At 65.7% G+C, this 22,639-nt stretch carries 23 protein-coding genes and 1 pseudogene; 14 read left to right on the forward strand and 10 right to left on the reverse strand.

Going from position 1 to position 22,639, the window contains the following annotated elements:
• Positions 1 to 2: 2 nt before the first annotated feature.
• The 3 genes from kynA to kynB are packed head-to-tail and all read right to left on the reverse strand — an operon-like array spanning position 3 to position 2,889.
• Positions 3 to 890 carry a tryptophan 2,3-dioxygenase gene (kynA, locus tag AVTE2539_RS13085; RefSeq protein WP_284396163.1) on the reverse strand — a complete coding sequence of 296 codons (888 nt, stop codon included), beginning with the start codon at positions 888 to 890 and terminating at the stop codon, positions 3 to 5.
• A gap of 3 nt (positions 891 to 893) precedes the next feature.
• On the reverse strand, positions 894 to 2,201 hold the full coding sequence (gene kynU / locus AVTE2539_RS13090; protein ID WP_284411189.1) for a kynureninase: 1,308 nt from the start codon (positions 2,199 to 2,201) through the stop codon (positions 894 to 896).
• Positions 2,202 to 2,247: 46 nt separating this feature from the next.
• Positions 2,248 to 2,889, reverse strand: a complete 642-nt coding sequence (gene kynB / locus AVTE2539_RS13095) for an arylformamidase (protein WP_502868918.1) — start codon at positions 2,887 to 2,889, stop codon at positions 2,248 to 2,250.
• 104 nt (positions 2,890 to 2,993) lie between these two features.
• Between kynB and AVTE2539_RS13100 the strand changes: the two genes are divergently transcribed.
• Entirely contained in the window at positions 2,994 to 3,470 is a 477-nt protein-coding gene (locus AVTE2539_RS13100; protein ID WP_272551503.1) for an Lrp/AsnC family transcriptional regulator, read from the forward strand.
• A gap of 41 nt (positions 3,471 to 3,511) precedes the next feature.
• Here AVTE2539_RS13100 and AVTE2539_RS13105 read toward each other — a convergent pair whose 3' ends face one another.
• From AVTE2539_RS13105 to AVTE2539_RS13115, 3 genes are all read right to left on the reverse strand, one after another.
• Entirely contained in the window at positions 3,512 to 3,646 is a 135-nt protein-coding gene (locus AVTE2539_RS13105) for a hypothetical protein (RefSeq protein WP_502868919.1), read from the reverse strand.
• A 162-nt stretch (positions 3,647 to 3,808) separates the two neighbouring features.
• Positions 3,809 to 4,867, reverse strand: a complete 1,059-nt coding sequence (locus tag AVTE2539_RS13110) for a GlxA family transcriptional regulator (protein WP_284411193.1) — start codon at positions 4,865 to 4,867, stop codon at positions 3,809 to 3,811.
• Positions 4,836 to 5,810, reverse strand: a complete 975-nt coding sequence (locus tag AVTE2539_RS13115) for a tripartite tricarboxylate transporter substrate-binding protein (protein ID WP_284411195.1) — start codon at positions 5,808 to 5,810, stop codon at positions 4,836 to 4,838. The genes AVTE2539_RS13110 and AVTE2539_RS13115 overlap by 32 nt, the downstream gene beginning before the upstream one ends.
• 177 nt (positions 5,811 to 5,987) lie before the next feature.
• Here AVTE2539_RS13115 and AVTE2539_RS13120 point away from each other — a divergent pair, with 177 nt between their 5' ends.
• From AVTE2539_RS13120 to AVTE2539_RS13140, 5 genes and pseudogenes are all read left to right on the forward strand, one after another.
• A complete protein-coding gene (locus tag AVTE2539_RS13120) occupies positions 5,988 to 6,698 on the forward strand; it encodes a DJ-1/PfpI family protein (protein WP_284411197.1) in 711 nt (236 codons plus the stop codon).
• Positions 6,699 to 6,765: 67 nt separating this feature from the next.
• Positions 6,766 to 7,062 (forward strand): annotated as a pseudogene (locus tag AVTE2539_RS13125) (hypothetical protein); the annotation flags it as partial.
• Between the two features lie 480 nt (positions 7,063 to 7,542).
• A complete protein-coding gene (locus AVTE2539_RS13130; protein WP_502868927.1) occupies positions 7,543 to 8,793 on the forward strand; it encodes an NAD(P)/FAD-dependent oxidoreductase in 1,251 nt (416 codons plus the stop codon).
• Between the two features lie 31 nt (positions 8,794 to 8,824).
• Positions 8,825 to 10,288, forward strand: a complete 1,464-nt coding sequence (locus tag AVTE2539_RS13135) for an N-acyl-D-amino-acid deacylase family protein (protein WP_284411203.1) — start codon at positions 8,825 to 8,827, stop codon at positions 10,286 to 10,288.
• A complete protein-coding gene (locus AVTE2539_RS13140; RefSeq protein ID WP_284411205.1) occupies positions 10,285 to 10,713 on the forward strand; it encodes a YybH family protein in 429 nt (142 codons plus the stop codon). Before AVTE2539_RS13135 ends, AVTE2539_RS13140 begins: the two co-directional genes overlap by 4 nt.
• On the opposite strand, the gene AVTE2539_RS13145 is transcribed toward AVTE2539_RS13140, so the two are convergent.
• A complete protein-coding gene (locus AVTE2539_RS13145; protein WP_284411208.1) occupies positions 10,692 to 12,308 on the reverse strand; it encodes a tannase/feruloyl esterase family alpha/beta hydrolase in 1,617 nt (538 codons plus the stop codon). The genes AVTE2539_RS13140 and AVTE2539_RS13145 overlap by 22 nt on opposite strands.
• Positions 12,309 to 12,459: 151 nt before the next feature.
• Entirely contained in the window at positions 12,460 to 13,443 is a 984-nt protein-coding gene (locus AVTE2539_RS13150; RefSeq protein ID WP_284411210.1) for a GlxA family transcriptional regulator, read from the reverse strand.
• Positions 13,444 to 13,526: 83 nt separating this feature from the next.
• Between AVTE2539_RS13150 and AVTE2539_RS13155 the strand changes: the two genes are divergently transcribed.
• From AVTE2539_RS13155 to AVTE2539_RS13175, 5 genes are read left to right on the forward strand one after another with little or no spacing between them, the layout of a single operon-like run.
• The gene (locus tag AVTE2539_RS13155; RefSeq protein WP_284411212.1) at positions 13,527 to 14,222 is read left to right on the forward strand and encodes a DJ-1/PfpI family protein; all 696 of its coding nucleotides are present in this window, start codon (positions 13,527 to 13,529) and stop codon (positions 14,220 to 14,222) included.
• 32 nt (positions 14,223 to 14,254) lie between these two features.
• The gene (locus AVTE2539_RS13160; RefSeq protein ID WP_284411214.1) at positions 14,255 to 15,481 is read left to right on the forward strand and encodes an ABC transporter substrate-binding protein; all 1,227 of its coding nucleotides are present in this window, start codon (positions 14,255 to 14,257) and stop codon (positions 15,479 to 15,481) included.
• Between the two features lie 11 nt (positions 15,482 to 15,492).
• Entirely contained in the window at positions 15,493 to 16,242 is a 750-nt protein-coding gene (locus tag AVTE2539_RS13165; protein WP_284411217.1) for an ABC transporter ATP-binding protein, read from the forward strand.
• 2 nt (positions 16,243 to 16,244) lie between these two features.
• Entirely contained in the window at positions 16,245 to 16,955 is a 711-nt protein-coding gene (locus AVTE2539_RS13170; protein ID WP_284411219.1) for an ABC transporter ATP-binding protein, read from the forward strand.
• 1 nt (position 16,956) lies between these two features.
• Positions 16,957 to 18,876, forward strand: a complete 1,920-nt coding sequence (locus AVTE2539_RS13175; RefSeq protein ID WP_284411221.1) for an ABC transporter permease — start codon at positions 16,957 to 16,959, stop codon at positions 18,874 to 18,876.
• 150 nt (positions 18,877 to 19,026) lie between these two features.
• Here the strand turns inward: AVTE2539_RS13175 and AVTE2539_RS13180 are convergent, their stop codons facing one another.
• On the reverse strand, positions 19,027 to 19,389 hold the full coding sequence (locus AVTE2539_RS13180) for a hypothetical protein (protein ID WP_284411642.1): 363 nt from the start codon (positions 19,387 to 19,389) through the stop codon (positions 19,027 to 19,029).
• 281 nt (positions 19,390 to 19,670) lie between these two features.
• On the opposite strand from AVTE2539_RS13180, the gene AVTE2539_RS13190 reads away from it, so the two are divergent.
• From AVTE2539_RS13190 to AVTE2539_RS13200, 3 genes are read left to right on the forward strand one after another with little or no spacing between them, the layout of a single operon-like run.
• A complete protein-coding gene (locus tag AVTE2539_RS13190; RefSeq protein WP_284411223.1) occupies positions 19,671 to 19,985 on the forward strand; it encodes a FeoA family protein in 315 nt (104 codons plus the stop codon).
• Complete coding sequence (gene feoB / locus AVTE2539_RS13195) at positions 19,982 to 21,868, forward strand: ferrous iron transporter B (protein ID WP_284411225.1); 1,887 nt, start codon at positions 19,982 to 19,984, stop codon at positions 21,866 to 21,868. The genes AVTE2539_RS13190 and feoB overlap by 4 nt, the downstream gene beginning before the upstream one ends.
• 4 nt (positions 21,869 to 21,872) lie before the next feature.
• Positions 21,873 to 22,112 (forward strand): hypothetical protein, encoded by a 240-nt coding sequence (locus AVTE2539_RS13200; RefSeq protein WP_272567823.1) that lies wholly within the window; start codon positions 21,873 to 21,875, stop codon positions 22,110 to 22,112.
• A 19-nt stretch (positions 22,113 to 22,131) separates the two neighbouring features.
• Here AVTE2539_RS13200 and AVTE2539_RS13205 read toward each other — a convergent pair whose 3' ends face one another.
• Complete coding sequence (locus AVTE2539_RS13205; protein WP_284411228.1) at positions 22,132 to 22,590, reverse strand: hypothetical protein; 459 nt, start codon at positions 22,588 to 22,590, stop codon at positions 22,132 to 22,134.
• Between the last annotated feature and the right edge of the window lie 49 nt (positions 22,591 to 22,639).

Genomic DNA, 22,639 nt, shown 5'->3' on the forward strand with positions numbered 1-22,639 from the left:
TTTCAAAGGTCGGTGCGCAGCTTCCAGATCTCGGGGAACAGCACCACGTCCAGCATCTTGCGCAGGTAGCTCACGCCGCCCGTGCCGCCGGTGCCGCGCTTGAAGCCGATCACGCGCTCCACCGTGGTCACGTGGCGAAAGCGCCAGAGCCGGAAGGCGTCTTCCAGGTCGGTCAGTTCTTCGCCCAGCTGGTACAGGTCCCAATGCTGCCGCGGGTTGCGGTACACCACCAGCCAGGCCTGCTCCACGGCGTCGCTTTCCTCATAGGGCTGGGTCCAGTCGCGGGCGGTGTGGCTGTCCGGCACCGGGATGCCGCGGCGCGCCAGCAGGCGCAGGGCCTCGTCGTAGAGCGAGGGCGCCTCGTAGGCGGCCTGCACCTGGGCCAGCAGGTCGGCGCGGTGCTCGTGCGGGCGGAGCATGGCGCGGTTCTTGTTGCCCAGCGCGAATTCGATGCTGCGGTACTGGTAGCTCTGGAACCCGCTGGAGCTGCCCAGGTAGGGCCGCATGGCGCTGTACTCGGGCGGCGTCATGGTGGCCAGCACGTCCCAGGCGTGCACCAACTGCTCCATGATCTTGGACACGCGCGCCAGCATCTTGAAGGCCGGCTGCAGCTCGTCCTTGGCCACCAGCGCGATGGCCGCGCGCAGCTCGTGCAGCATGAGCTTCATCCACAGCTCGCTGGTCTGGTGCTGCACGATGAACAGCATTTCATCGTGCGCCGGCGAGCGGGGGTTCTGCGCGGTGAGGATGGCATCGAGCGACAAATAGTCGCCGTAGCTCATGCTCTGGCTGAAGTCGAGCTGGGCCCGCTCTTCGTGCACGATGGATTCGGGCTTGCCTGCGGTCGCTTCGCTGCCGGCGGGCGCGGGGGATTGGGAATGGGGGCACATGGCTCAGGTCACCGCGTTGATCTGGTTGAACTCGGCGCGCTGCCACTCGGCGCCGTCGAGCACCTGGCGCAGATGCTCGACCGCATTCCACACGTCTTCGAAGCCGATGTACAGCGGCGTGAAGCCGAAGCGCAGGATGTCCTTGTGCGGGCCCTGGCCGCCGTCGCCCTTGCGGAAGTCGCCGATCACCCCGCGCGCGATGAGCGCCTGCACGATCGCGTAGGCCCCGCTGCCCTGGCCGTGGAGGCCCTGGCCTTCGTCCCGTGTGAGGCACACCTGCGAGCCGCGCCGGGCGTGTTCGCGCGGGGTTGCCAGGCCCAGACCATGGTCGCCGCAACGCGCTTGAACCAGCTGGATGAACAGGTCCGTCAGTGCCAGCGATTTGGCGCGCAGCGCGGCCATGCCGCCCAGCGGCTGCGCGGCATCGAACACGTCCAGGCCGCATTGCAAGGCCGACAGGCTGATGATGGGCTGCGTGCCGCACAGGTAGCGCGTGATGCCGGGCGCGGGCTGGTAGCCGGGCGTGAACTGGAACGGCGCCGCATGGCCCCACCAGCCGGACAGGGGCTGCCAGAAACGGTCGGCATGGCGCGGGTGCACCCACACGAAGGCCGGTGCACCGGGGCCGCCGTTCAGGTACTTGTAGCCGCAGCCGATGGAAAAGTCGGCATCGGCGCCCTGCAGGTCGACCGGCACCGCGCCGGCGCTGTGCGCCAGGTCCCACACCGTGAGGATGCCGGCCGCATGCGCCGCCGCCGTGACGGCCGCCATGTCGTGCATGGCGCCGGTGCGGTAGTTGACGTGGGTGAGCATCAGCACCGCCACCTCGCCGGTGAGCGAGGCGGCGATCTCCTCGGGCTCCACCAGCACCAGTTCCAGGCCGCGCTCCTTGCACAGCCCCTCGGCGATGTAGAGGTCGGTGGGGAAGTTGCTGCGCTCGCTCACCACGCGCCGGCGGGCCGGGCTCTCTTCACGGGCGATGTTGAGTGCCGCGCTGAGCACCTTGTAGAGGTTGATGGACGTGCTGTCGGTGCACACCACCTCGCCGGCACCGGCGCCGATGAACGGCGCGAGCTGGTTGCCCAGGCGCTGGGGCAGGTCGAACCAGCTGGCCGTGTTCCACGAACGGATCAGGTCCGTGCCCCACTCGCGCGTCACCACGTCGGCCACACGGGCCGCCGTGGCTTTGGGCAGCACGCCGAGCGAATTGCCGTCCAGGTAGATGACGCCGGGGGGAAGGTCGAAGTGCGCGCGCAGCGGGGCCAGGGGGTCCTGCGCATCGAGTGCGCGGCAGTCTTGCAAGGTGGTCATGGAAAGCTCGGTTTAATCAAAAATGATAGCAATCAGGGCAATGAAATCAACGGCATGGGCGCAATATGGCCCTGACCGGTGATGCGTCGGCCGTGGTCAGCTTCAAGGGCAAGGCGATGAGTTCGTAGTCGCCCTCCGGCACCTCGTCGAGCACCAGGTTCTCCAGCACCCGCAGGCCGCGGCGGCGGATCACCTGGTGGCTGTCCAGCGTCTTGCTGTCGGCCGGGTCGATGCTGGCGGTGTCGATGCCCACCAGCACCACGCCCAGATCCGCCAGCCGCTCGATGGTGCCGGGCGCGTAGGCGGGCAGGGCCCCGTCCCAGCGATCGACCGGCATGCGCTCGTAGGTGCGCACCAGCACCCGCGGCGGCAGGTCCTGCACGGCATGGGCCAGGTGCACCCATTCGATGAGCGGCCCCGCGCCGATGGCATGGATCACGCGGCAGGGGCCGATGAAGGCGTCCAGCGGCACCTCGCCGATGGAAGCGCCGTCCGGGTCGTAGTGCAGCGGGGCATCGGCATGCGAGCCGACATGGGGCGAAAGCGTGATGGCGCTCACGTTCACCGGGCAGCCGGGCCCGATGGTGGCGCACCACTGCTGCGTGTAGGCCGTGTCGCCGGGGAAGACCGGCGTGGCGGCATGCACCGGCGCCGAAATGTCCCACAGCCGGGGTGAATTCGTGTTCATGGCGCGCATGCTATGCGCATCGGGGGTGATTTCCCAAGGGGTTATCCTCTGCATCGGTAAAAATTGAATAATCCATTCTTTTAAACCAGAAAACAGAACAAATCATGCAGGCCGCCTCCCTCGATCGCACCGACAAGCAATTGCTCGAAGCCCTGCAGGGCAATGCCCGCCTCACCTCGGGCGAACTGGCGCAGATGGCGCACCTGTCCCAGTCGCCGTGCTGGCGGCGCGTGAAGCGGCTGGAAGACGACGGCGTCATCAGCGGCTACCACGCGGGCCTCAACCGGCGCGCGCTGGGGTTCGGGGTGATGGCGTTCGTGATGGTGGGCATCGACCACCAGACCGAGATCTCGTCCCAGGCCTTCGAAGAGGCGGTGTGCGCCATCCCCGAGGTGGTCATGTTCCACGGCATCTCGGGCCCGGAGGACTTCATGCTCGTCGTGGTCGCGAAAGACCTGGATGCCTATTCCGAGTTGCTGCAGCGCCGCCTGCACCGCCTGCCGGGCGTGCGGCACATGCACTCGTATTTTTCGTTGCAGGAGTTCAAGGGTCAGGTCGGCGGCCTGCCCGTGCCGGCGTAGCACCAGCGGCCTGCGCCGCGGCCGGTGCGATCCATCCCCCATCAGTAGATCGCGCTGTCCGGCAGCGCCGCCAAGCCATGGCGCTGGCGTGCGCGGCGGCAGGCATCGCTGCCCGCCTCGAACTCTCGGCAGGGCGAGGGCTGGATCGAGCCTCGTTGCACAGTTTCTTTCATCAAGCCCAGAGCTCCATGGCCTGCAGGCTCACCAGCGGCCTCGCCTACCGCGGCACCGATCGACAACAGGAACCATGTCAGCACGCAGCGGTGCAGGCTGGCAAGATGTCTGATGGCGGGTCTGGCTGCGATGGAGGCCTGCGGCGATGCAACCGCTGCCAACAGTCAGGTGCAACGGGTCGAAGACTTCGGTGTCCCTTGGGCCGCACGTTGTCTGAATGCCATCGGCGTCACTCCCAGAAGGCGTTCGAAAACACGCACCATCTGTTGACGCCCCGAAAAGCCGCAACGCAAGGCGACTTTGTCCATCGATTGATGCGTACCTGAGAGCAGTTCGCGTGCCAGGTCTACCTGCGCCGAGCGGATGTAGTCGCTGGGTGAAAGACCGAACGCTTCCTTGAAGGTGCGGGACAGCTGACGTGTTCCCACGCACACGTGCTCGGCCACCTGCTCCACCGTGACACCATCTTCCAGATGGGCAAGGATGTAGTCCGTGGCACGGCTCAGTCGGTCCGCGGTTCCGCCATAGGCGTTCAGCGCGGCGCTGTGCTGGCCCTGGCCTGCCGAACGGACCCTGAAGACGACCAGCTCGCGCGCAATCGCCAGTGCGAGATCGCGACCGAAATCTTCATCGACAAGGCTCAGGGCCAAGTCGATGCCCGCTGTGGCGCCGGCCGAGGTGAAGAACTTCCCGTCGCGGGCGAAGAGCGCATCGTCGAGGACCTGAACGTCGGGGTAGAGCTCCGCGAAGCGCTCGAGATGCCCCCAGTGCGTCGTGCTGGATCGGCCGGAGAGAAAGCCCGACTCCGCCAGCACATAGGCGCCGGTGCACACCGAGCCGATGCGCCGAACCCGGGGCTCGACGGCTCGCAGCCAATTGCGGAGGTGCAGGTCGTGCTTGGCGTTCGTCACACCGGGCCCGCCTGCGACGATCAACGTGTCGAATGCGCAGATTTCAGGGGGCGGCAGCGCTCCGGTTTGCAGGCGCAGACCGGACGACGTCACGACCTCACCGCCAAATGATGAGATCGCCGTGATGCGATAGCGATCCGGCTCATCGGCGCTGCGTGAATGGTGATTCGCCCTGCCGAGCACATCGGCCGGCCCGCTCGCGTCGAGCAGTAACACGTCGCTGAAGACGACGATGCCGACTTCCCGCGTACCGCGGTGCGGTGCCGGAGACAGACGTGCGTCAATCCGCAACGAAGCCGATGTCTTTGACAATTTGCTTCCACTGACCATATTCGTTCTGCATCGTGGCGGCGAGGGTGGCGGGGTCGCCATCACCGATCTCGAGTCCCGCGGCCAATAGGGTGGTGCGCAACTCCCGGTCTGTCAACACTTTGCGCAGGGCGGCGCTGTAGCGCGCGACGGTCTCCGGAGTTGCATGTCGGTTGATGAAGTACGAGAACCACTCTCGGTTCACGAGGTCCTTGAATCCCGCCTCCGGGAACGTCGGCACATCGGGAAGCTGCGTCGCGCGTGTCTGCCCGGTGACGGCGAGAATCCTCAACTTGCCCGCACGGTGGTGCTCCAGGATGTCGCTGGGTGCCAGGAATGCGAAAGGAACCTGCCCGGAAAGCACATCGGCCAACGCGGGGGCGGAGCCTCGGTAGGCGACGTGGGTGAACTCGCAGCCCATGGCGCGTGCCAACAGAACGCCCGAGAAGTGGAAGACGCTGCCGGAGGCCGGTGAACCGTAGAAGGCGAGCTTCGGGTCTTGCCGGATCAATGTGAAGGCGTCCTTCACTGTCTTCAACTGCAGGTTTGCCGCGCTGACGAAGGCGATCGGCGCTGTCGCCACGGTCCCAAGCGGAACGAAGTCGTGAACCGGGTCGTAGCGGAGGTTGCGGTAGGTATGGGGGTAAATGACCATCGAAGAGCCGATGGTTTGCAGTAGCACGCTTCCGTCCGACGGCGCGGCCTTCGCGTATTCGATCGCCAATTGCCCGCCGGCACCCGCCTTGTTGTCGACGATGACGCTGGTCTGCAGGTTGTTGGCCAACAGCGGTGCGACCGCCCTCGCGATCCGGTCGCCTGTGGCCCCCGGCGGGAAGCCCACCAAAAGCTTCACCATCTGGGGATTCCCGCCCTGTGCCATCGATAGCAACGGGCGCATCAGTGCGAGCGCGCCCAGCATTTGAATGGATTTCCGTCGGTCGCTCATGGCTCACCTCTTAGCTGCAGAAGGGCAGCTTTGAGTACAAGTTTTCCCGTGAGGGGGCGACGACGCCGGACTTTGACAGCTGATCTCGGGACATCGGCCGCCACGCTGCTTCAGCGTGTCCACAAATAACCACTGTTTGTCCAGCGCGCGCCCGAGCAGCCGGGCAAAGTGGTCGGCATGAACCCGAAACAAACAACCCGAATCGGCATGCTCGCGTTCCCGATGATGACCTCGCTGGACATCCTGGGGCCTTTCGAAGTGTTGGCGCGTGCACCGGACTGTCAGGCGGAATTGGTCTGGAAGGATCGCAACCCCATCAGGGGTGACACCGGACTCACGATCATTCCCGACCAGAGCTTCGGCGAGGCTCCCCAGTACGACGTGCTGGTGGTGCCTGGCGGACCCGGGCAGACGCCGTTGATGGAAGACGAGGAGGTGTTGCAATTCCTGCGCCAGCAGGCCCCAGGCGCCGCGCTGGTTACCTCGGTCTGTACCGGTTCTCTGCTGCTAGCGGCGGCTGGTCTGTTGAAAGGACACAAGGCGACATGTCACTGGCTGTCGATTGACCAGTTGGCGCTGTTCGGCGTCGAGATCGTGCCCGACCGGGTCGTCGTCGATGGAAACCGGATCACCGGCGGCGGCGTGACCTCCGGCCTTGATTTCGCCTTCACCGTGCTCGAAGTCCTCCGCGGGGCGGAGGCCGCGAAAGCGCTGCAGCTGATGCTTGAATACGATCCGGCCCCACCGTTCCAAAGTGGGCACCCGCGCGTGGCAGCGCCGGAGCTCATCGAGAAAGTGCGTCTGTCGGCGCAGGCGATGCTTCGGCAGCGTCTAGAGGTCTCGACGCGTGCCGCCAAACGCCTGGAACGCAGCCAATCAGCGCTGTGACCGTTGAAGGCAATGCCGATGCGCATTGACTCGTCGTCTGGTTTCTTGACGAGGCTTCGGGCCCGCGTTCGGCGGCTGCCGGATGTGGCAATACCACGAAGAGGCGGCTGCGGAGCGCGACGCACCTTGCCTCGCGGAGGGCATGGGCCTGAAGAACTCGCTGGCGGATCTCCCATTTGGGCGGCGGCAAGGCAGTCATTGTGGCGCCGAGCGAGCGCCACGACCGCCGAGCATTGTTCGGCGCGACGGGCGACGAGAGTCATCGCTTCCTGCACAGCAGCGCTACGGCAAAGAAGCGCGTCAAGACCAGGGAACAGTGCCGCAAGGCGGCGCCAAAGCCAATTCAACGGACGCAACCGGCTGAGCCCGCCGCACTTTGCCACGCGAATCCATCGCCACGGCCAGGGAGCAGCGAACAAAGCAAGACGTGCGAACACCGTCGCTGACGGTCGTGGCACTGACATCGCGCTTCGTCGGCCCGGCTGCGACCATCGACATCGCGACGCGCATCGACGGTACCTGGGGCGAGGCGGCTGCCGGCCTGACGCTGGCCCTGAACCGATCTGGACCGTCTACGGCGAAGTCGGCCAGATGTTCGCTGTCGGCGGCGACGCGCGCGTCAAGATCGGCGTGCAGGGCTCGATTGACGTCAAGGCGCGCTGGTAAGCACAGAGTGCAGGGGTGTACGGCGGCATCGCCCTGCATATCGTGCGATCCGCGGCTTCGGCGGCCGTCGGAAACCGACCGAAGCACGGGGAAGAGGGTGGCGGTTATTGACGCGTTATTGTCATTCCCGCCAGTCATCGGGAAAGGACAATGACCTGTCTTGACACCGATGATTCACATGCACTCTACCGAGATGGGCACTGACGTACTGGTTCTCGGTGCGGGCATGGTCGGCACCTGCACCGCGCTGCAGCTGGCCCTGCGTGGACATTCGGTCGCGTTGGTCGACCGACGAGCACCCGGCAACGAAACCTCCTATGGCAACGCGGGGATCATCCAGCGGGAGGCGGTCGAACCTTACGCATTTCCTCGCGCGTGGTCGACGGTGCTCGACGTCGCGCTGAAGCGTGGCATGGATGCCGACTACCACTGGCGCGCCTTGCCATCGATCGTGTCGCCTCTGGCCCGCTACTGGCATGCCTCGGCGCCATCGCGCTATGCCTCCATCGCGCGCGATCACCGTCACCTGATTGAACACTGTCTGAACGAGCACCAGGCCCTGATCGCCGCGTCCGGCGCCGGTGCGCTGGTGCGCCGGGAAGGCTACCGATTGGGCTTTCGCAGCCAGGCCGCGATGGATAGCATGGCGGACCGCGCTGTCATGCTGCAGGCGCAACACGGCATCCGACACACGCTCCTTGACAGTGATGCGCTGGCGCGCTCAGAGCCCGGTCTTCGCATGCGGTTGGCGGGTGCGGTGCATTGGCTGGATCCGTGGTCCGTCAGCGATCCTGGTGCGCTAGTCCAGCGCTATGCCGATCGATTCGTCGCGCTGGGCGGCCATCTCGCCGAGGGCGACGCAGCCACCTTGACCGAACGGACGGGTGGATGGCATGTGCAGTCGTCGAGCGGCCCGCTGACTGCACGCCATGCGGTCATCGCCCTGGGGCCGTGGGCGAAAGGGCTGACCTCCATGCTCGGGTACAAACTCCCGCTCTTCGTGAAGCGAGGCTACCACCGCCATTACCGCGGCGGGCCGGGTCTGCGGCTTCCGCTGCTGGACGCCGAGCGCGGCTTCGTCATGGCGCCGATGGCCCAGGGCATGCGCCTCACGACCGGGGCGGAGTTCGCTCGCCTCGGGGCACCTTCCACGCCAGTCCAACTGGAGAAGGTCGAAGGCGCGGCGCGCGAGTTGATCGACTTGCCGGAGCCGGTGGAGGCCGAGCCCTGGCTGGGCAACCGACCCTGCACCGTGGACATGAAGCCGGTGATCGGTCCTGCCCCCAGGCATACAGGTCTGTGGTTCAACTTCGGCCATGCGCACCAGGGCTTCACCTTGGGGCCGGTCAGTGGTCGGTTGATGGCCGATCTGATCGAGGGCAAGACACCCTTCGTTGACCCCATACCCTATTCGCCGCTGCGATTTTGAATGCCGACCTTTACCCAACCCAGGAATGCACATGACCGAGAAGCGACCTCCCTATGACCTGCTGATCCGCGGCGGCACCATCATCGACGGCACCAAGGCGCCGCGCTTCCAGGCGGACATCGGCATCACCGACGGCCGCATCGCCGCCATCGGCCGGCTCGATGGGCACGGTGCCGACGAGACCATCGACGCCACGGGCCTCATCGTCGCGCCGGGCTTCATCGACTCGCACACGCACGACGACCAGGCGGTGCTGTCGCAGGGGCTGATGCCCTTCAAGATCTCCCAGGGGGTGACGACCGTGATCACCGGCAACTGTGGCATCAGCGCGGCACCGTTGCGGGCCGACATGGACCTGCCCATGCCGCTGAACCTGATCGACGCACCGGCAGAAGGGCGCTTCACCACTTTTGCGGCCTATCTCGATGCGCTGCGGCACACACCATCTTCCGTGAACGTTGCCGCGATGGTGGGCCATTCGACGCTGCGCGGCGTCACGATGAGCGATCTTGATCGGCCCGCCACCGGCGAAGAGATCGCGGCCATGCGTGCCCATGTCGAGGAAGCGATGGCGGCCGGCGCCATCGGCATGTCGACCGGCACCTTCTATGCGACGGCCACGAATGCAACGACCGAGGAGATCATCGAGGTCGGTCGACCGCTCGGTGCCTGCGGAGCGGTCTACGTGACCCACATGCGCGACGAGTCCGACAAGATCATGGAGGCGATGGAGGAGTCCTTCGCCATCGGCCGCGCGCTGGGTGTTCCGGTGGTGCTGTCGCACCACAAGGCCATGCATGCGCCCAACTTCGGCAAGACGAAGGTGACGCTTCCCCTCATCCAGGAGACCATGAAGCACCAGTGCGTTGCGCTCGACTGCTATCCCTACACGGCGGGTTCGACCATGATCCGCGCCGACCGAGGCATGCTCGACGGCCGCGTGCTCATTGCCAGCAGCGAACCGCATCCCGAATGCGCCGGCCGCGATCTCGCCGACATCGCCGCGGACTGGGGCGTGTCGAAGCACGACGCAGCGCTCCGACTCCAGCCGGGCAGCGCGATCTATTTCATGATGGACGAAGACGACGTGCAGCGCGTGCTGGCTTTCGACGAAACGATGATCGGTTCCGACGGTATCCCGCTGGGCGACAAGCCGCACCCGCGCCTGTGGGGGACCTTTCCGCGCGTGCTCGGCCACTACAGCCGCGACGTCGGCCTGTTCCCGCTCGAGACGGCGGTGTGGAAGATGACCGGGCTGACTGCACGCAACTTCGGATTGGACCGCCGCGGCACCTTGAAGATCGGGCAACACGCGGACATGGTGCTCTTCGACGCCGCGACGATCCGCGATGCGGCGAACTACGAAACGCCGGCCCGGCCGGCCGAGGGCATCGACACCGTGATAGTGAACGGGGCGGTCACCTGGCGGCAAGGCGTGCACACCGGCGCACGCAGCGGGCAGGTGATCACGCGCATGGAGAAGGCGGCCGGATGAATGCGCCGGGCGGCACGAACGAGCACATCATTCGCGCGGCGCGGGCCTTCTCCAATCGGGCGATCGCGAACCAGGACATCGACGCGATCTCGAGCCTCTGGATGGAGGACGTTCTCGTCCTGACATCCACCTCTGTGCAACTCCTGGGCGCAGAGGCCAATCGCCGCTATTACCAGGCGCAGTTCACGCGCCGCCCCGATACCCTGTGGGTTCGCACGCCCTCGTCGGTAGGCGCCCCGTCTTCCTGGCGCATTGCCCACGAAGAAGGGGACTGGACAGGCCAGTGGTCCGAGTCCGACGGAAGGGTGCAACTCCGCGGGCGCTACATGGCGCAGTGGGTTTGCACTGAAGGCGACTGGCGCATTCAGGGGGAGATCTATGTCCCCACTTCGCGCGTTTTCGATCAGGGCGTGGTGCACGTGTAGTTGGCGGCCAGCGCTGCAGCGGCAGGATCATTGGCCGGCCCGGTGTACCGGGGGTATTGCGGAAAGCGGCAGAGCGGGCGGCTGGCCTGGACCACGCCATTGGCGACCTTCGTCGCACTCAGCGTGCCGGGCGCAGCATCCTTGACAACCCAGGCATCGAGCGCACCGAGCAGATCCGTCTGGTCGGCGCCCAGGCTGCCTCCGCAGTGGCCCACCCCCGGTGCGATGTAGTAGCGCGCGAACTCGTCCGCAGCAGCTTGGCCACCCACGGCCGCTGTGACAGCCTGATAGAAATCGGTCGTGGCCTGTGGGCTCAGTGAGGGATCGCCGCCGCCATGCCAAAGAATCAGCTTGGCGTTGCTGCGCTTGAACGGACGCAAGTCGGTGTTCGTCGCATCGTTGAGTGCCGCCAGGCTGTAGAGCGCGGCGAGGTTCGATTCATAGGCGTAGGTGAGCGAGTCCTGCGCCGGGTCGCGCGCGATGTAGTTCTTCACCGTGGTGTCCTGGAACAGGAAGTGGAACGAGTTGCGCACATTGCCGCTACCGGTGACGTTCGCTGCCCAACCCAACAGATCGTCTTCCTGGCCGTTCAGTGCCAAGCCTGCGCTGGTGTAGGCACCCCCTGCGAAAGATGCGGGGGACGTTCGGGAGCGTACGACCGCCAACTGCGCGTCCGACAGGCAGCTGTCGCCCGCATCGGCGCCTCCCGCGCAGCGCAGTGCCGCGGGATCGAAGGTGCACGCCTGCGGGTTCGAGACGATCCCGTCGGCAATGCCGTCCTTCGCGTCACACGCATCGCGCACCGCCTTGGCCAGCAGTCCCAGTTTCGCGGCAGTGAACTGACCGCCCGGTGCTGCCACCGCTTTGGCATTGCGATTCCAGTGGCCCATGAATCCCGTCCAGTTGTAGCCGGGCGCGCGCGCAATGATCCCGTCGAACAGATTGGGATCGCGCTGAGCGGCCATCAGCGCTTCGCGGCCACCCTCGGAGCAGCCTTCGAAGTAGGACTTCTCGGGCGCCTTGCCATACACCGCCTGCACCATCTCTCGGGTGGAGGACATCACGGTCGGCACTGCAGCGGAGCCGAACAGGTTGGCGGCCAGCGTGTCGTTCAGGGCGAACGCCGCAGAAAATCCGTCTCCCGTGTGGCCAGAGTCGCTGTTGACGGTGGCATAGCCTTTCTTCAATGCGCTCAGATTGTCACCGGCCAGCGCTGGGATGGAACCGTTGTAGGCGCCGCCCCCCTCGTAGTAGAGCTTGCCGTTCCATTGCTGGGGCAGCCGAAGTTCAAGGTGGAGCTGTGGTGCGATGGTGGCGCTCACCTTGCAATAGATGGGTGCTGATTCGCTCGCTGCAACCGTGCTCGCCGCAGTCACCGTGGCCCCCGCCAGGGTCTTTCCGGCCAGCAGGGCACATGCCTGTTCGGCGCTGGCATTTGCTCCCGGCGCCTCGCCATTTCTATCGCTGCCGCCACCGCCGCCACAAGCGGCCAGGGTGAGCGCGGCCAGCGTCATGCACGTCGTTCGATAGGAGCCCCGAGGAGGTGTGCGCTTCATGTTTTGCCTTGGTGAGATGACGGTGGGATGGCGCAGCAAGTCGTTGAAGACTTTCATCGATTCATGTCGAATCGATCACTGCGCCAACCATTTTTATCAACCCGTGAAGGCGATGAATGCCAATCTTGCGTTGAATCCCGCCAAGGTGCATTCAGGAAGAATCGATGCCTGCGCGCACGCCCTCGGTGAGTCAAAGCGACTCAGGATCGCTGCGGGAATGCAGCTCTCTGAAAAGCAGCGGCGTCATGCCGAATCGGCGGTCGAAGGCCTTCGACAACTGGGCACCGGTCGAGTAGCCCGTTCGTACCGCGATCTCCTTGAGCGACATGCCGGCCGTGAGAAGGTTGCGGGTCTGGTCCAGTCGCAGGGTCTCCACGAAATGCGCCGGCGTTTCGCCGGTGCTCTTCGTGAACCGTCGCAGGAAGGTGCGTTCGGACATCGAGACCCGCTCTGCCAGTCGCGGCACGTCCAGCGTCTGCGACAGGTTCTCGCGCATCCAGTGGATCAGGGCAGCGAAAGGCGCGTCTGCATCGGATTGCGCGCTGAGCACCGCACTGAACTGCGACTGGTAGCCTGGGCGGCGCGCGTATAGCACCAGGCGTTTGGCGATGGTGTTCGCCACCGCATTGCCCAGGTCAGCGGCCACCATCTCCAGGCTCATGTCGATCCCGGTTGTCACACCCGCGGAGGTCCACAGCCGGCCATCGTTGACAAACAGCGCGTTGGTGTCGACCTCGATGTCCGTGCATCGGTTCGCAAGGTCGTTGCATGCCGACCAGTGAGTGGCAACGCGCTTGCCGCTCAGCAGCCCGAAATGGGCCAATGCGAAGGTGCCCGTGCAGATGGAACCATAGCGGCGCGCGTTCTTGCTCGCTCTCACCGCCCATTTACGCACCGCGTCGTTGTCCGCCAGCAGCTTGAGTCCCGATTCTTCACCGCCGGCGATCAGCAAGGTGTCGATAGTGCCGGGCGACAGATCCTCGATCGATTGGGTCACCAGCGCCACCGCGCTGCTGGTCTGAATCGTGCCGCCCTCTGGGGAGCAGATGTGGACCTTGTAGTGGGCTTTGCCCAGCGCATCGTTGCCGGCCTCGAACACCATCGCCGGCCCGGTGACGTCGAGAACTTGGCAGCGAGGAAAGCTGAGGATGGCGACGTCGAGCGGCTTCGGCATTGGCGAATATTAGCCTGTGATTGTCATTTACGCCAACTTCGACGGCTCACACAATCTGTCATCGATTCGACATCTACACATCAATGAACGACATCATTCACATCGGATTTCTGGTCTTCCCCAAGGTGACCCAACTGGACCTCACCGGGCCCGCACAGGTGCTGAGCCGCGTACCGGGCGCCAAGGTGCACCTGGTGTGGAAGTCGCTCGAGCCCTTGATGACGGACGTCGGATTCACCATCAATCCGACCACCACGTTTGACGAGTGCCCGCAACTCGATGTGCTTTGCGCACCGGGCGGTTTCGGCGTGGTGGAACAGTTGAGCGATACGGCAACCCTGGCGTTTCTGCGGGCCCAGGGGACGGCGGCACGCTACGTGACCTCCGTCTGCAACGGTTCGCTGCTGCTCGGTGCCGCGGGGCTCATCGATGGCTACAAGTCGGCCTGTCACTGGATGTGGCGGCACTACCTGCCGCAATTCGGCGCCGAGCCCGTGGAGGCTCGCGTCGTGCGCGATCGCAACCGCCTGTCGGGGGGCGGCGTGACATCTGGCATCGATTTCGCTTTCACCCTGGCCACTGAACTGGCCGGGGAAGAAGCTGCGCGAATGATCCAGCTGGGCCTCGAATACGACCCGCAGCCGCCGCTCGACAGCGGGTCGCCCGAAAAGGCCGGTGCCGATCGCGTGGCACGCGCACGTGCGGCTCAGGACCCCTGGATCGCCGGCGTCGAGGCCCAGATCGCACAGGCGGCACAGCGCCTTTCGCTTCAGCGTTGAACACGATCCTCCACTCTCGTTCAGGAAATCCCATGAAACCCAGCCTCCGCAAATGGACCCTCGCGGCCGCCTCCGTCGCGGCGTTTCCGGCTTTGGGCCAGATCTCCGATGGCGTCGTCCGGTTGGGGGTCATCAACGACCAGTCGGGGCCGTATGCCGCACTGACCGGGCCGGGTTCCGCGCTGGCGGTTCAGATGGCGGTGGAGGACATGAAGCAGCAGCTCGGTGCGATCAAGGTGGAGGTGCTCGTCGCCGACCATCAGAACAAGCCCGACATCGGCTTGACGGTGGTGAAGCGCTGGTTCGATGTGGACAAGGTCGATGCGGTGCTCGACATCGCGAATTCCGCTGTGGCCCTGGGCGTTCAGTCCGTCATCAAGGAGAAGAACAAGATCGCGCTGTACGGCATCATCGGCACGACCGAGCTGACCGGCAAGCAATGCGCGAAGACCGGCTTTTCCTGGGTGCACGATGCCTATGCGCTGGTCTCGGGTCCCGTCAAGACGCTGACCAGGAGCGGGCTGGACACCTGGTACTTCGTGGGCGCCGATTTCGCTTTCGGCAAGAACATGGTGCAGGAAGCCAAGGCGTTCGTGGCCGCCAGCGGCGGCAAGACCCTGGGCGAGGCTTTCCATCCCATGAGCGCCTCGGACTACAGCTCGTATCTGTTGCAGGCGCAGAGCTCGGGCGCGAAGGTCGTGGCCTTCGCCAACGGCGGCGGTCAGCTGGTGAATTCCATGAAGCAGTGGAAGGAGTTCGGCATGCAGGACGGCAAACAACGGCCGGTCGCCACGCTGCTGTCGGTTGCGGATGTGCATGCGGCGGGGCTGGATGTCATGCAGGGCCTCTCGGCCACTACCGCGTGGTATTGGGATTTGAACGACGACACGCGTGCCTTCTCGCGTCGCTTCTTCGAGCGCTTCAAGGCGATGCCGACCGAGTCGCAGGCGGGCATGTACTCGGCCACGAGCCACTACCTCAAGGCCGTCGTCGCCACCCAGACCGACGCCACGGACGCGGTGGCGGCGAAGATGCGCAGCACGCCGGTGAACGACATGTTCGCCAAGAATGCGCCCCTGCGCGAAGACGGCAAACTGGCACATGATTTCCTGCTGGTCACCGTCAAGACAAAGGCGGAGTCCAAGGCGCCGTGGGACTACTACAAGGTCAACAGCGTCATTCCCGCTGGCGATGCCTTCACGCCCTTGAGCGCGAGCGAATGCCCCTTGGTCAGCAGCGCCGTTGGCAAGGCCAAGTGATGGCGCATGGCATGACGGGCGATCCCGCCATCCTCACTGCGCGTGGTCTCACGCGCAGCTTCTCGGGCTTCACTGCGGTCAGGCAGGTCGACCTGACCGTGCGCCGAAACACGGTCCATTCCGTGATCGGTCCCAACGGCGCCGGCAAGAGCACGCTGTTCAATCTGCTGACCCGCTTTCTGGACCCCGATGCCGGCAGCATCCACTACAACGGCGCGGACGTCACGCGCACGCCGCCTGCGCAACTGGCCCGGCAAGGGGTCGTGCGCTCGTTCCAGATCTCCGCTGTCTTTCCGCACCTGACCGTCGCGCAGAATGTGGGGGTGCCCCTGCAGCGCCTGTCGGGGCTGCAGAAGGTGTTCTGGCGTTCCACCGCATGCCTCAGTGAACTCGATGACCGGGTGCATGCGCTGCTGCGCCAGTTCGGACTGAGCGAGTGGGCCCACATCGCGGCGGGGGAGCTGCCCTATGGACGCAAGCGAGCACTGGAACTGGCGACCACCTTCGCGCTGGAACCCGACCTGGTGCTGCTGGACGAACCGATGGCGGGCCTGGGCATCGAGGACGTGACCCGGGTCGCCGATCTCATTGCCGAGCTTGCTGAGGCCAAGACCATCGTCATGGTCGAGCACAACCTCAAGGTGGTCGAGCGGCTTTCGGACACCGTCACCGTTCTCTGCCGTGGCGAAGTCTTGGCAGAGGGCCCCTATGAAGCGGTCGCCGCCGATGCGCGCGTCCTCGAAGCCTACATCGGCCATTGACCATGGATACCAACACCACCGTCCTCAATGTCAAAGGCCTGAGTGCGGGCTACGGCGGCAACCGGGTGCTCGACGATGTCAGCTTCACGCTGCAGCGCGGTGAAGTCGTCACGCTGCTCGGGCGAAACGGAGCGGGCAAGTCGACCACCCTCAAATGCCTCATGGGCTTCATCACCGAGAAGACCGGCGCCATCGACTTCGAGGGTGCGCCGATCATGCGCTGCCTGCCCGAGCAGATCGCCCGGCTGGGCATGGCGTACTGCCCGGAGGAACGCGGCATCTTCTCGCAGCTGAACGTGCTTGAGAACCTGACCTTGCCGCCGGTGCTGCGCGACGGCGGGCTCACGTTGCACGAGGTCTACGAACTGTTCCCGAACCTGCGTGAGCGCGCCGCCAGCCAGGGCACGAAGCTGTCGGGGGGCGAGCAGCAGATGCTGGCGATCGTGCGCATCCTTCGCACCGGCGCCAAATGCCTTCTTCTGGACGAGCCGAGCGAAGGGCTTGCGCCGGTCATCGTGAAGCTCATCGCCCAGACCGTCCATGCGCTCAAGCGCCGCGGCTTCACCATCCTGCTGGTGGAGCAGAACCTTCGCTTCGCCACCGAACTGGCCGACCGCCACTACGTCATGGAGACCGGGCGCGTGGTCGACATGCTGACCCGTGACGACATGCACAACGGCAACGCACGCGTCGAAGCCTACCTGGGAATCTGACATGCTTGAATCGCTGGGACTCCTGTCTCCGTCTCCCGCCCTGTTCGGGCAGCTCCTGCTCGGGCTGATCAACGGCTCCTTCTACGCCATGATGAGTCTGGGCCTGGCCATCATCTTCGGGCTGTTGAACGTCGTCAACTTCATGCACGGCGCGCAGTACATGATGGGCGCGTTCACCGCATGGATGCTGCTGCAGTGGCTCGGCATCGGCTATGGCTTCGCGCTGGTGCTGGCGCCGCTGATCGTCGGCGTGAGCGGCATCCTGCTGGAGCGGCTCTTCGTGCGCCGGCTCTATCACCTGGACCATGTCTACGGACTGCTGCTGACCTTCGGCCTCACGCTGATCGTCGAAGGCCTCTACCGGAAGGCCTTCGGCTCTGCCGGCTTACCCTATGCGAACCCCATGCCCGGCGGCTTCCGCACCGCCCTGGGGTACCTGCCGTACTACCGGCTGTGGGCCTTGTTCGCCTCGCTCCTGGTGTGCCTCGCCACCTGGTACATGATCGAGAGGACGAAGCTTGGGGCCTACCTGCGCGCCGCCATCGAGCGGCCGGACCTGGTGCGCAGCTTTGGCATCAACGTGCCGCGGATGGTGACGCTGGTCTATGGATTCGGCGTGGGCCTGGCCGGCCTGGCGGGCGTGTTCGCCGCACCGATCTACAACGTCAGTCCGACGATGGGCTCCAACCTCATCATCGTGATCTTCGCGGTGGTGGTGATCGGCGGCATGGGTTCCATCAAAGGGGCCATCATCACCGGCTACCTGCTGGGTTTGGCAGAGGGCCTGATGCGCTACTACTACCCGCCCCTGTCCGATACCGTCGTCTTCATCATCATGGCCGGCGTGCTGCTCATCAAGCCTGCGGGGCTGTTCGGCAAGGGCGTCATCAGTCAGCATGCGGCAGCAGCCATGGAAAGCCGAGCCGGCATCGAACCGAGGAAGCTGCGTGCGGGCTTGAGCTGGCTGCTTCTGATCGTGTCGGTGGCAGCACTTGTCGCTGCGCCCTTCGTGATGTACCCGGTGTTCCTCATCAAGGTGCTGTGCTTCGCGGTCGCCGCGAGCGCGGTCAACCTGCTGTTGGGCTACATGGGCGTGCTGTCGTTCGGTCATGCCATGTTCTTCGGCTTCTCGGCGTATGTGGCGGGCCATCTGGCCAAGGTGTGGGGGCTGTCGCCCGAGCTGGCGATCCTGGGTGCGACGCTCGCGTCGGTCGCGCTCGGCGGCATCGTCGGCCTCATCGCGATCCGGTTGCAGGGCATCTACTTCGCGATGTCGACCCTCGCGTTGGCCCAGATGGTGTATTTCTTCTGCCTCCAGGTGCCGTTCACGAATGGCGAGGACGGCATCCAGGCCATCCCGCGCGGAGTGGCCTTCGGCGTGTGGGACCTGAAGAGCGACCTCTCCGCGTACTTCTTTGTCCTGCTGATCTGCGGCGCCGCCATTTTGGCGATCGCTCGGCTGGTGCATTCGCCCTACGGTCGCATCGTCGCTGCGGTGCGCGACAGCGAACCCCGGGCGATCTCGCTGGGCTACAACGCCAATCGCTACAAGCTCGCGGTCTTCGTTTTCTCGGCGGGCATCACCGGCCTCGCAGGCGCGACCAAGGCCATCGCGGTGCAGCTCGCCACGCTCACCGACGTGGGCTGGCAGATGTCCGGAGAATTCCTGTTGATGACGCTCGTCGGCGGCCTCGGCAGCATCACGGGCCCGATCCTCGGCGCGCTCGCCCTCATCAGCATGGAGACCTACATGTCCGAACTGCAGGACTGGGTCACCGTGGTACAAGGCGCGGTCTTCTTCGTGGTCGTGCTGGCCTTTCGCGAGGGCATCGTCGGCAGCCTGTCCAGCCTCTGGCGCAAACGTGCGACGTTGCGCGCCGATGTGCACCTGAAGCTTGAAATTCCAGATGGAAAGCCATAGTGGGGATCAACGCTGTGCTCTTCGTCGTCGCTCCGGAGTTGCTGCGTTCGCCGACCATGGTCTGGTCGTTCGTCGGCAATTGCCATGGTCATCGGCTGGCACAATCTGGGGCGGTTCCACGGCTGAGGCCTGCGCGGCATGCGCCGCCCGTCAATAGCCGAGAGTGCTAGCGACGCGTGTCGAGACCTCGCGGTGCTGCCGAAGCACCTCCTCCGCCAGCAGACGCACTTTCTCGATCGGCTCCGGCGCTGCCGCGCGTGAGTGCGCAATCTGAAACGGCGAGGCCGGATCGTATTCGAGCATGGGCTGAAGCGACTTCGCCGCCTCGGCCCCGCGGAGCACTTCGAGCACGGTGAAGGCGAAATATTGCCTGCGCGACGGCACAGCCGATTTGCTCTTGGTGCATTCGCCGGGCGACGGCTCGCGCGGCCCGATCATCGAGAAGATCCAGTCGGCCCTCTTCGACATCGTGGGCGGCAAGAATCCCAAGTGCCGGTGAGGGCGGCGCAGCATGGCGACGCATGGTCGGTGCCGCGCATGCGGCGCAGACTGTCCGGCACGTCCACCAGCAGGCCTTGCGGCCCACTGCCGTCCAGCTCGTTCGGCTCATGCACCGAGAAATCGACCTGGAGACTCGCGCAGTACGCGCCGCAGCTCAAGCAGGGTTGGGTCATGGAAAGTGGTGGTGTTCAGAATGGAATCTGAATGGTGCGGCGCACCAGGGCCTGACGCACCGCAAACCCGCCCGAACGATGCGGCCTAAAATGAGAACTAAACTCATTCATAACAATCCGATGAAGATGACTGAAGAATCTTCGGGCCCTGCGCTGGCCCCAGGCACTGCCTTGCCCGCCACCACGGGCCTGGACCGCCTCCCGCGGCAGGTGCACGCCCATGTGACGGCGCTGCAGCCGGCTCGCAACGAACAGGAGCGCGCGGTGATCCAGCGCCTTATGGAAATCGGCTTCCTGCCCGGCGAGCCCGTGCGCGTGGTGGCCAGCGGCTTCCCCGGCGGCGATCCCCTGGCCGTGCGTGTGGGCCAGGCCACCTTCGCACTGCGCCGCCACGAGGCCGCGCTGGTGCATGTGCAGGCCGGAGCGCCCGCATGAGCGGCGCTGCCACTTCGCCCTTGCGCATCGCGTTGCTGGGCAATCCCAACTGCGGCAAGACCGCGCTGTTCAACCTGCTCACCGGCGCCCGCCAGAAGGTGGCCAACTACGCCGGCGTGACCGTCGAGCGCAAGGAAGGCCTGCTGCACACCGCCAGCGGCCGCCGCGTGCGCGTGCTGGACCTGCCCGGTGCCTACAGCCTGAACGCCCACAGCGCCGACGAAGCCGTCACGCGCGACATCGTCACCGGCGAGCGGCCCGGCGAGGCCGTGCCCGACCTGCTGGTCTGCGTGACCGATGCCACCCACCTGCGCCTGAACCTGCGTCTGGTGCTGGAGGCCCGCGCGCTGGGGCTGCCGATGGTGCTGGTGCTCAACATGAGCGACATGGCGGCGCGCCAGCGCATCGAGATCGACCGCGAAGCCCTCTCGCGCGAACTCGGCATGCCGGTGCTGTCCACCGTGGGCGTGCGCAGCGACGGCGCGCATGAATTGCTGCAATGGCTCGACACCCAGGCGCCGCAGGCGCTGGCGGGCACGGCGTCCGTGCACCGGGCGGAGGGCGTGGACCTGCGCGCCCAGGTGCTGCAACTGCACCAGGAAGTGCGCCGCATCATGGCCGCCGCCGTGCGCGAGCCTGCGGTCAGCCTGCGCAACGACGATCGCATCGACGCCGTGGTGCTCCACCCGGTGTGGGGCCTGTTGCTGCTGGCCGTGACGCTGTTCCTCATGTTCCAGGCCGTGTTCAGCTGGGCCGCGATGCCCATGGACGCCATCAAGGCCGGCGTGGACGGGCTGTCGGGCTGGATCAATGCGCACATGGCCGATGGCGTGCTGCGCAGCCTGCTCACCGACGGCATCCTGGCGGGCGCGGGCGGGGTGCTGGTGTTCCTGCCGCAGATCCTGATCCTGTTCTTCTTCATCCTGGCACTGGAAGACTCGGGCTACCTGCCGCGCGCGGCCTTTCTGCTCGACCGCGTCATGGGCACGGTGGGGCTGTCGGGGCGGTCGTTCATTCCGCTGCTGTCGAGCTTTGCCTGCGCCGTGCCGGGCGTGATGGCCACGCGCTCGATCACCCACTGGCGCGACCGGCTGGTCACCATCATGATCGCGCCCCTCATGACCTGCTCCGCGCGCCTGCCGGTGTATGCGCTGCTCATCGGCGCGTTCATCCCCGAGCAGACCGTGGGCGGCGTGTTCAACCTGCAGGGGCTGGTGCTGTTCGCGCTGTACTTCGGCGGCATCGTGAGCGCCATGGCCGTGGCGGCGGTCGCCCGCCTCGCGCGCCGGGGCGCCGGCCACGCGCCGCTGCTGATGGAACTGCCTGCCTACCGCTGGCCCAGCGTGCGCAGCCTGGCGCAGGGCCTGTACGAGCGCGCGCTGATCTTCATCCGCCGCGTGGGCGGCATCATCCTGGCCGTCACCATCCTGCTGTGGTTCCTCTCCACCTATCCCGCGCCGCCCGAGGGCGCCACGGGCGCGGCCATCCAGTACAGCTTCGCCGGCCGCATCGGCAGCGTGCTGGAGGTGCTGGTGGCGCCGATCGGCTTCAACTGGCAGATCGCTATCGCTCTGGTGCCCGGCATGGCCGCGCGCGAAGTGGCGGTGGGGGCGCTGGGCACCGTGTATGCCCTCTCGGCCACCGGCGAGGAAGTGGCCACCCAACTGGGCCCGCTGATCGCCCAGAGCTGGTCGCTGGCCACGGCGCTGTCGCTGCTGGCGTGGTTCGTCTTCGCGCCGCAGTGCATCTCGACCATCGCCGCCGTGCGCCGCGAGACCAACAGCTGGCGCTATCCGCTGCTGATGACCGGCTACCTGTTCGCGCTGGCGTACGCCGCCAGCTTCATCACGTATCGCCTGGCCCTGGCGCTGGGAGGAGGCTGAGCCCATGGCCCAGGAAATCATCGTCGGCGTGATCGTCGCTCTCGCCGTGGCCTACATGGTGTGGAAGTGGATGCCCGCCCGCTGGCGCGCCCGCCTGGACCGCGTGCACCCGGCGTTGGCGCAGTCGACCAGCTGCGGAGGCTGCAGCAGCTGCGATTCGGGTGGCTGCGGAACGGGCGGCGGTGCGGTCGGGCAGGAGCAGGTCGTGCAGATGCCGGGCAGCCGTTCTTCGGTGCCGAAGTAGGGGCGTCGCGGCGGCAGGCTCAAGGCGGAGCCAGCTTGCGGGCGTCAAATGGAAAGCCGGTCTGCAGGATGTCGGTGCAGGCTTCGCATCGCAGAAAGTAGGTCGTTCCCCGGGCCGTGATCGCGCCCCACCCCGTCCAGTGGTCGAGGGAGACTTTGGCGGTTCGGCCATCCTGGAATATCACCCTGGCCTGTGCGTTGCAATCGCCGGTCTGCAGTTCCTGGCTGTATTGATACTCGCTGCGGAACCGGGCATTCGCCAAAAAGAAACGCACCCTTTTCTCGTCGATCGCCAGGTGCCCGCAGTCGGCCTCCGCGCCGAAACCCTTGGCAGTGCGGTCCTGCACCACGACTGACTTGATCGGGCCGAGCCGGTATTTCTTGGGCTGGAGCGTCTTGTCGAAATCGCTCGTGGGGGAGGCGAACGAGGCGATGCCTGCGCTGGCCAAAATTGCCGCTGCTGAGTAACGGTGAACCATCAATCTGATGCCGTGATGATGGTTTTAACTGGCCGCCCATCAATTCAGG

It is taken from the genome of Acidovorax sp. SUPP2539 (assembly GCF_030158975.1).
GTDB lineage: Bacteria > Pseudomonadota > Gammaproteobacteria > Burkholderiales > Burkholderiaceae_C > Paracidovorax.

Coding starts and splice junctions, on each gene's coding strand:
- kynA (WP_284396163.1), bottom strand. CDS start 890: ATGTGCCCCCATTCCCAATCCCCCGCGCCCGCCGGCAGCGAAGCGACC.
- kynU (WP_284411189.1), bottom strand. CDS start 2,201: ATGACCACCTTGCAAGACTGCCGCGCACTCGATGCGCAGGACCCCCTG.
- kynB (WP_502868918.1), bottom strand. CDS start 2,889: ATGAACACGAATTCACCCCGGCTGTGGGACATTTCGGCGCCGGTGCAT.
- AVTE2539_RS13100 (WP_272551503.1), top strand. CDS start 2,994: ATGCAGGCCGCCTCCCTCGATCGCACCGACAAGCAATTGCTCGAAGCC.
- AVTE2539_RS13115 (WP_284411195.1), bottom strand. CDS start 5,810: ATGAGCGACCGACGGAAATCCATTCAAATGCTGGGCGCGCTCGCACTG.
- AVTE2539_RS13120 (WP_284411197.1), top strand. CDS start 5,988: ATGAACCCGAAACAAACAACCCGAATCGGCATGCTCGCGTTCCCGATG.
- AVTE2539_RS13130 (WP_502868927.1), top strand. CDS start 7,543: ATGCACTCTACCGAGATGGGCACTGACGTACTGGTTCTCGGTGCGGGC.
- AVTE2539_RS13135 (WP_284411203.1), top strand. CDS start 8,825: ATGACCGAGAAGCGACCTCCCTATGACCTGCTGATCCGCGGCGGCACC.
- AVTE2539_RS13140 (WP_284411205.1), top strand. CDS start 10,285: ATGAATGCGCCGGGCGGCACGAACGAGCACATCATTCGCGCGGCGCGG.
- AVTE2539_RS13150 (WP_284411210.1), bottom strand. CDS start 13,443: ATGCCGAAGCCGCTCGACGTCGCCATCCTCAGCTTTCCTCGCTGCCAA.
- AVTE2539_RS13155 (WP_284411212.1), top strand. CDS start 13,527: ATGAACGACATCATTCACATCGGATTTCTGGTCTTCCCCAAGGTGACC.
- AVTE2539_RS13160 (WP_284411214.1), top strand. CDS start 14,255: ATGAAACCCAGCCTCCGCAAATGGACCCTCGCGGCCGCCTCCGTCGCG.
- AVTE2539_RS13165 (WP_284411217.1), top strand. CDS start 15,493: ATGACGGGCGATCCCGCCATCCTCACTGCGCGTGGTCTCACGCGCAGC.
- AVTE2539_RS13170 (WP_284411219.1), top strand. CDS start 16,245: ATGGATACCAACACCACCGTCCTCAATGTCAAAGGCCTGAGTGCGGGC.
- AVTE2539_RS13175 (WP_284411221.1), top strand. CDS start 16,957: ATGCTTGAATCGCTGGGACTCCTGTCTCCGTCTCCCGCCCTGTTCGGG.
- AVTE2539_RS13180 (WP_284411642.1), bottom strand. CDS start 19,389: ATGCTGCGCCGCCCTCACCGGCACTTGGGATTCTTGCCGCCCACGATG.
- AVTE2539_RS13190 (WP_284411223.1), top strand. CDS start 19,671: ATGAAGATGACTGAAGAATCTTCGGGCCCTGCGCTGGCCCCAGGCACT.
- feoB (WP_284411225.1), top strand. CDS start 19,982: ATGAGCGGCGCTGCCACTTCGCCCTTGCGCATCGCGTTGCTGGGCAAT.
- AVTE2539_RS13200 (WP_272567823.1), top strand. CDS start 21,873: ATGGCCCAGGAAATCATCGTCGGCGTGATCGTCGCTCTCGCCGTGGCC.
- AVTE2539_RS13205 (WP_284411228.1), bottom strand. CDS start 22,590: ATGGTTCACCGTTACTCAGCAGCGGCAATTTTGGCCAGCGCAGGCATC.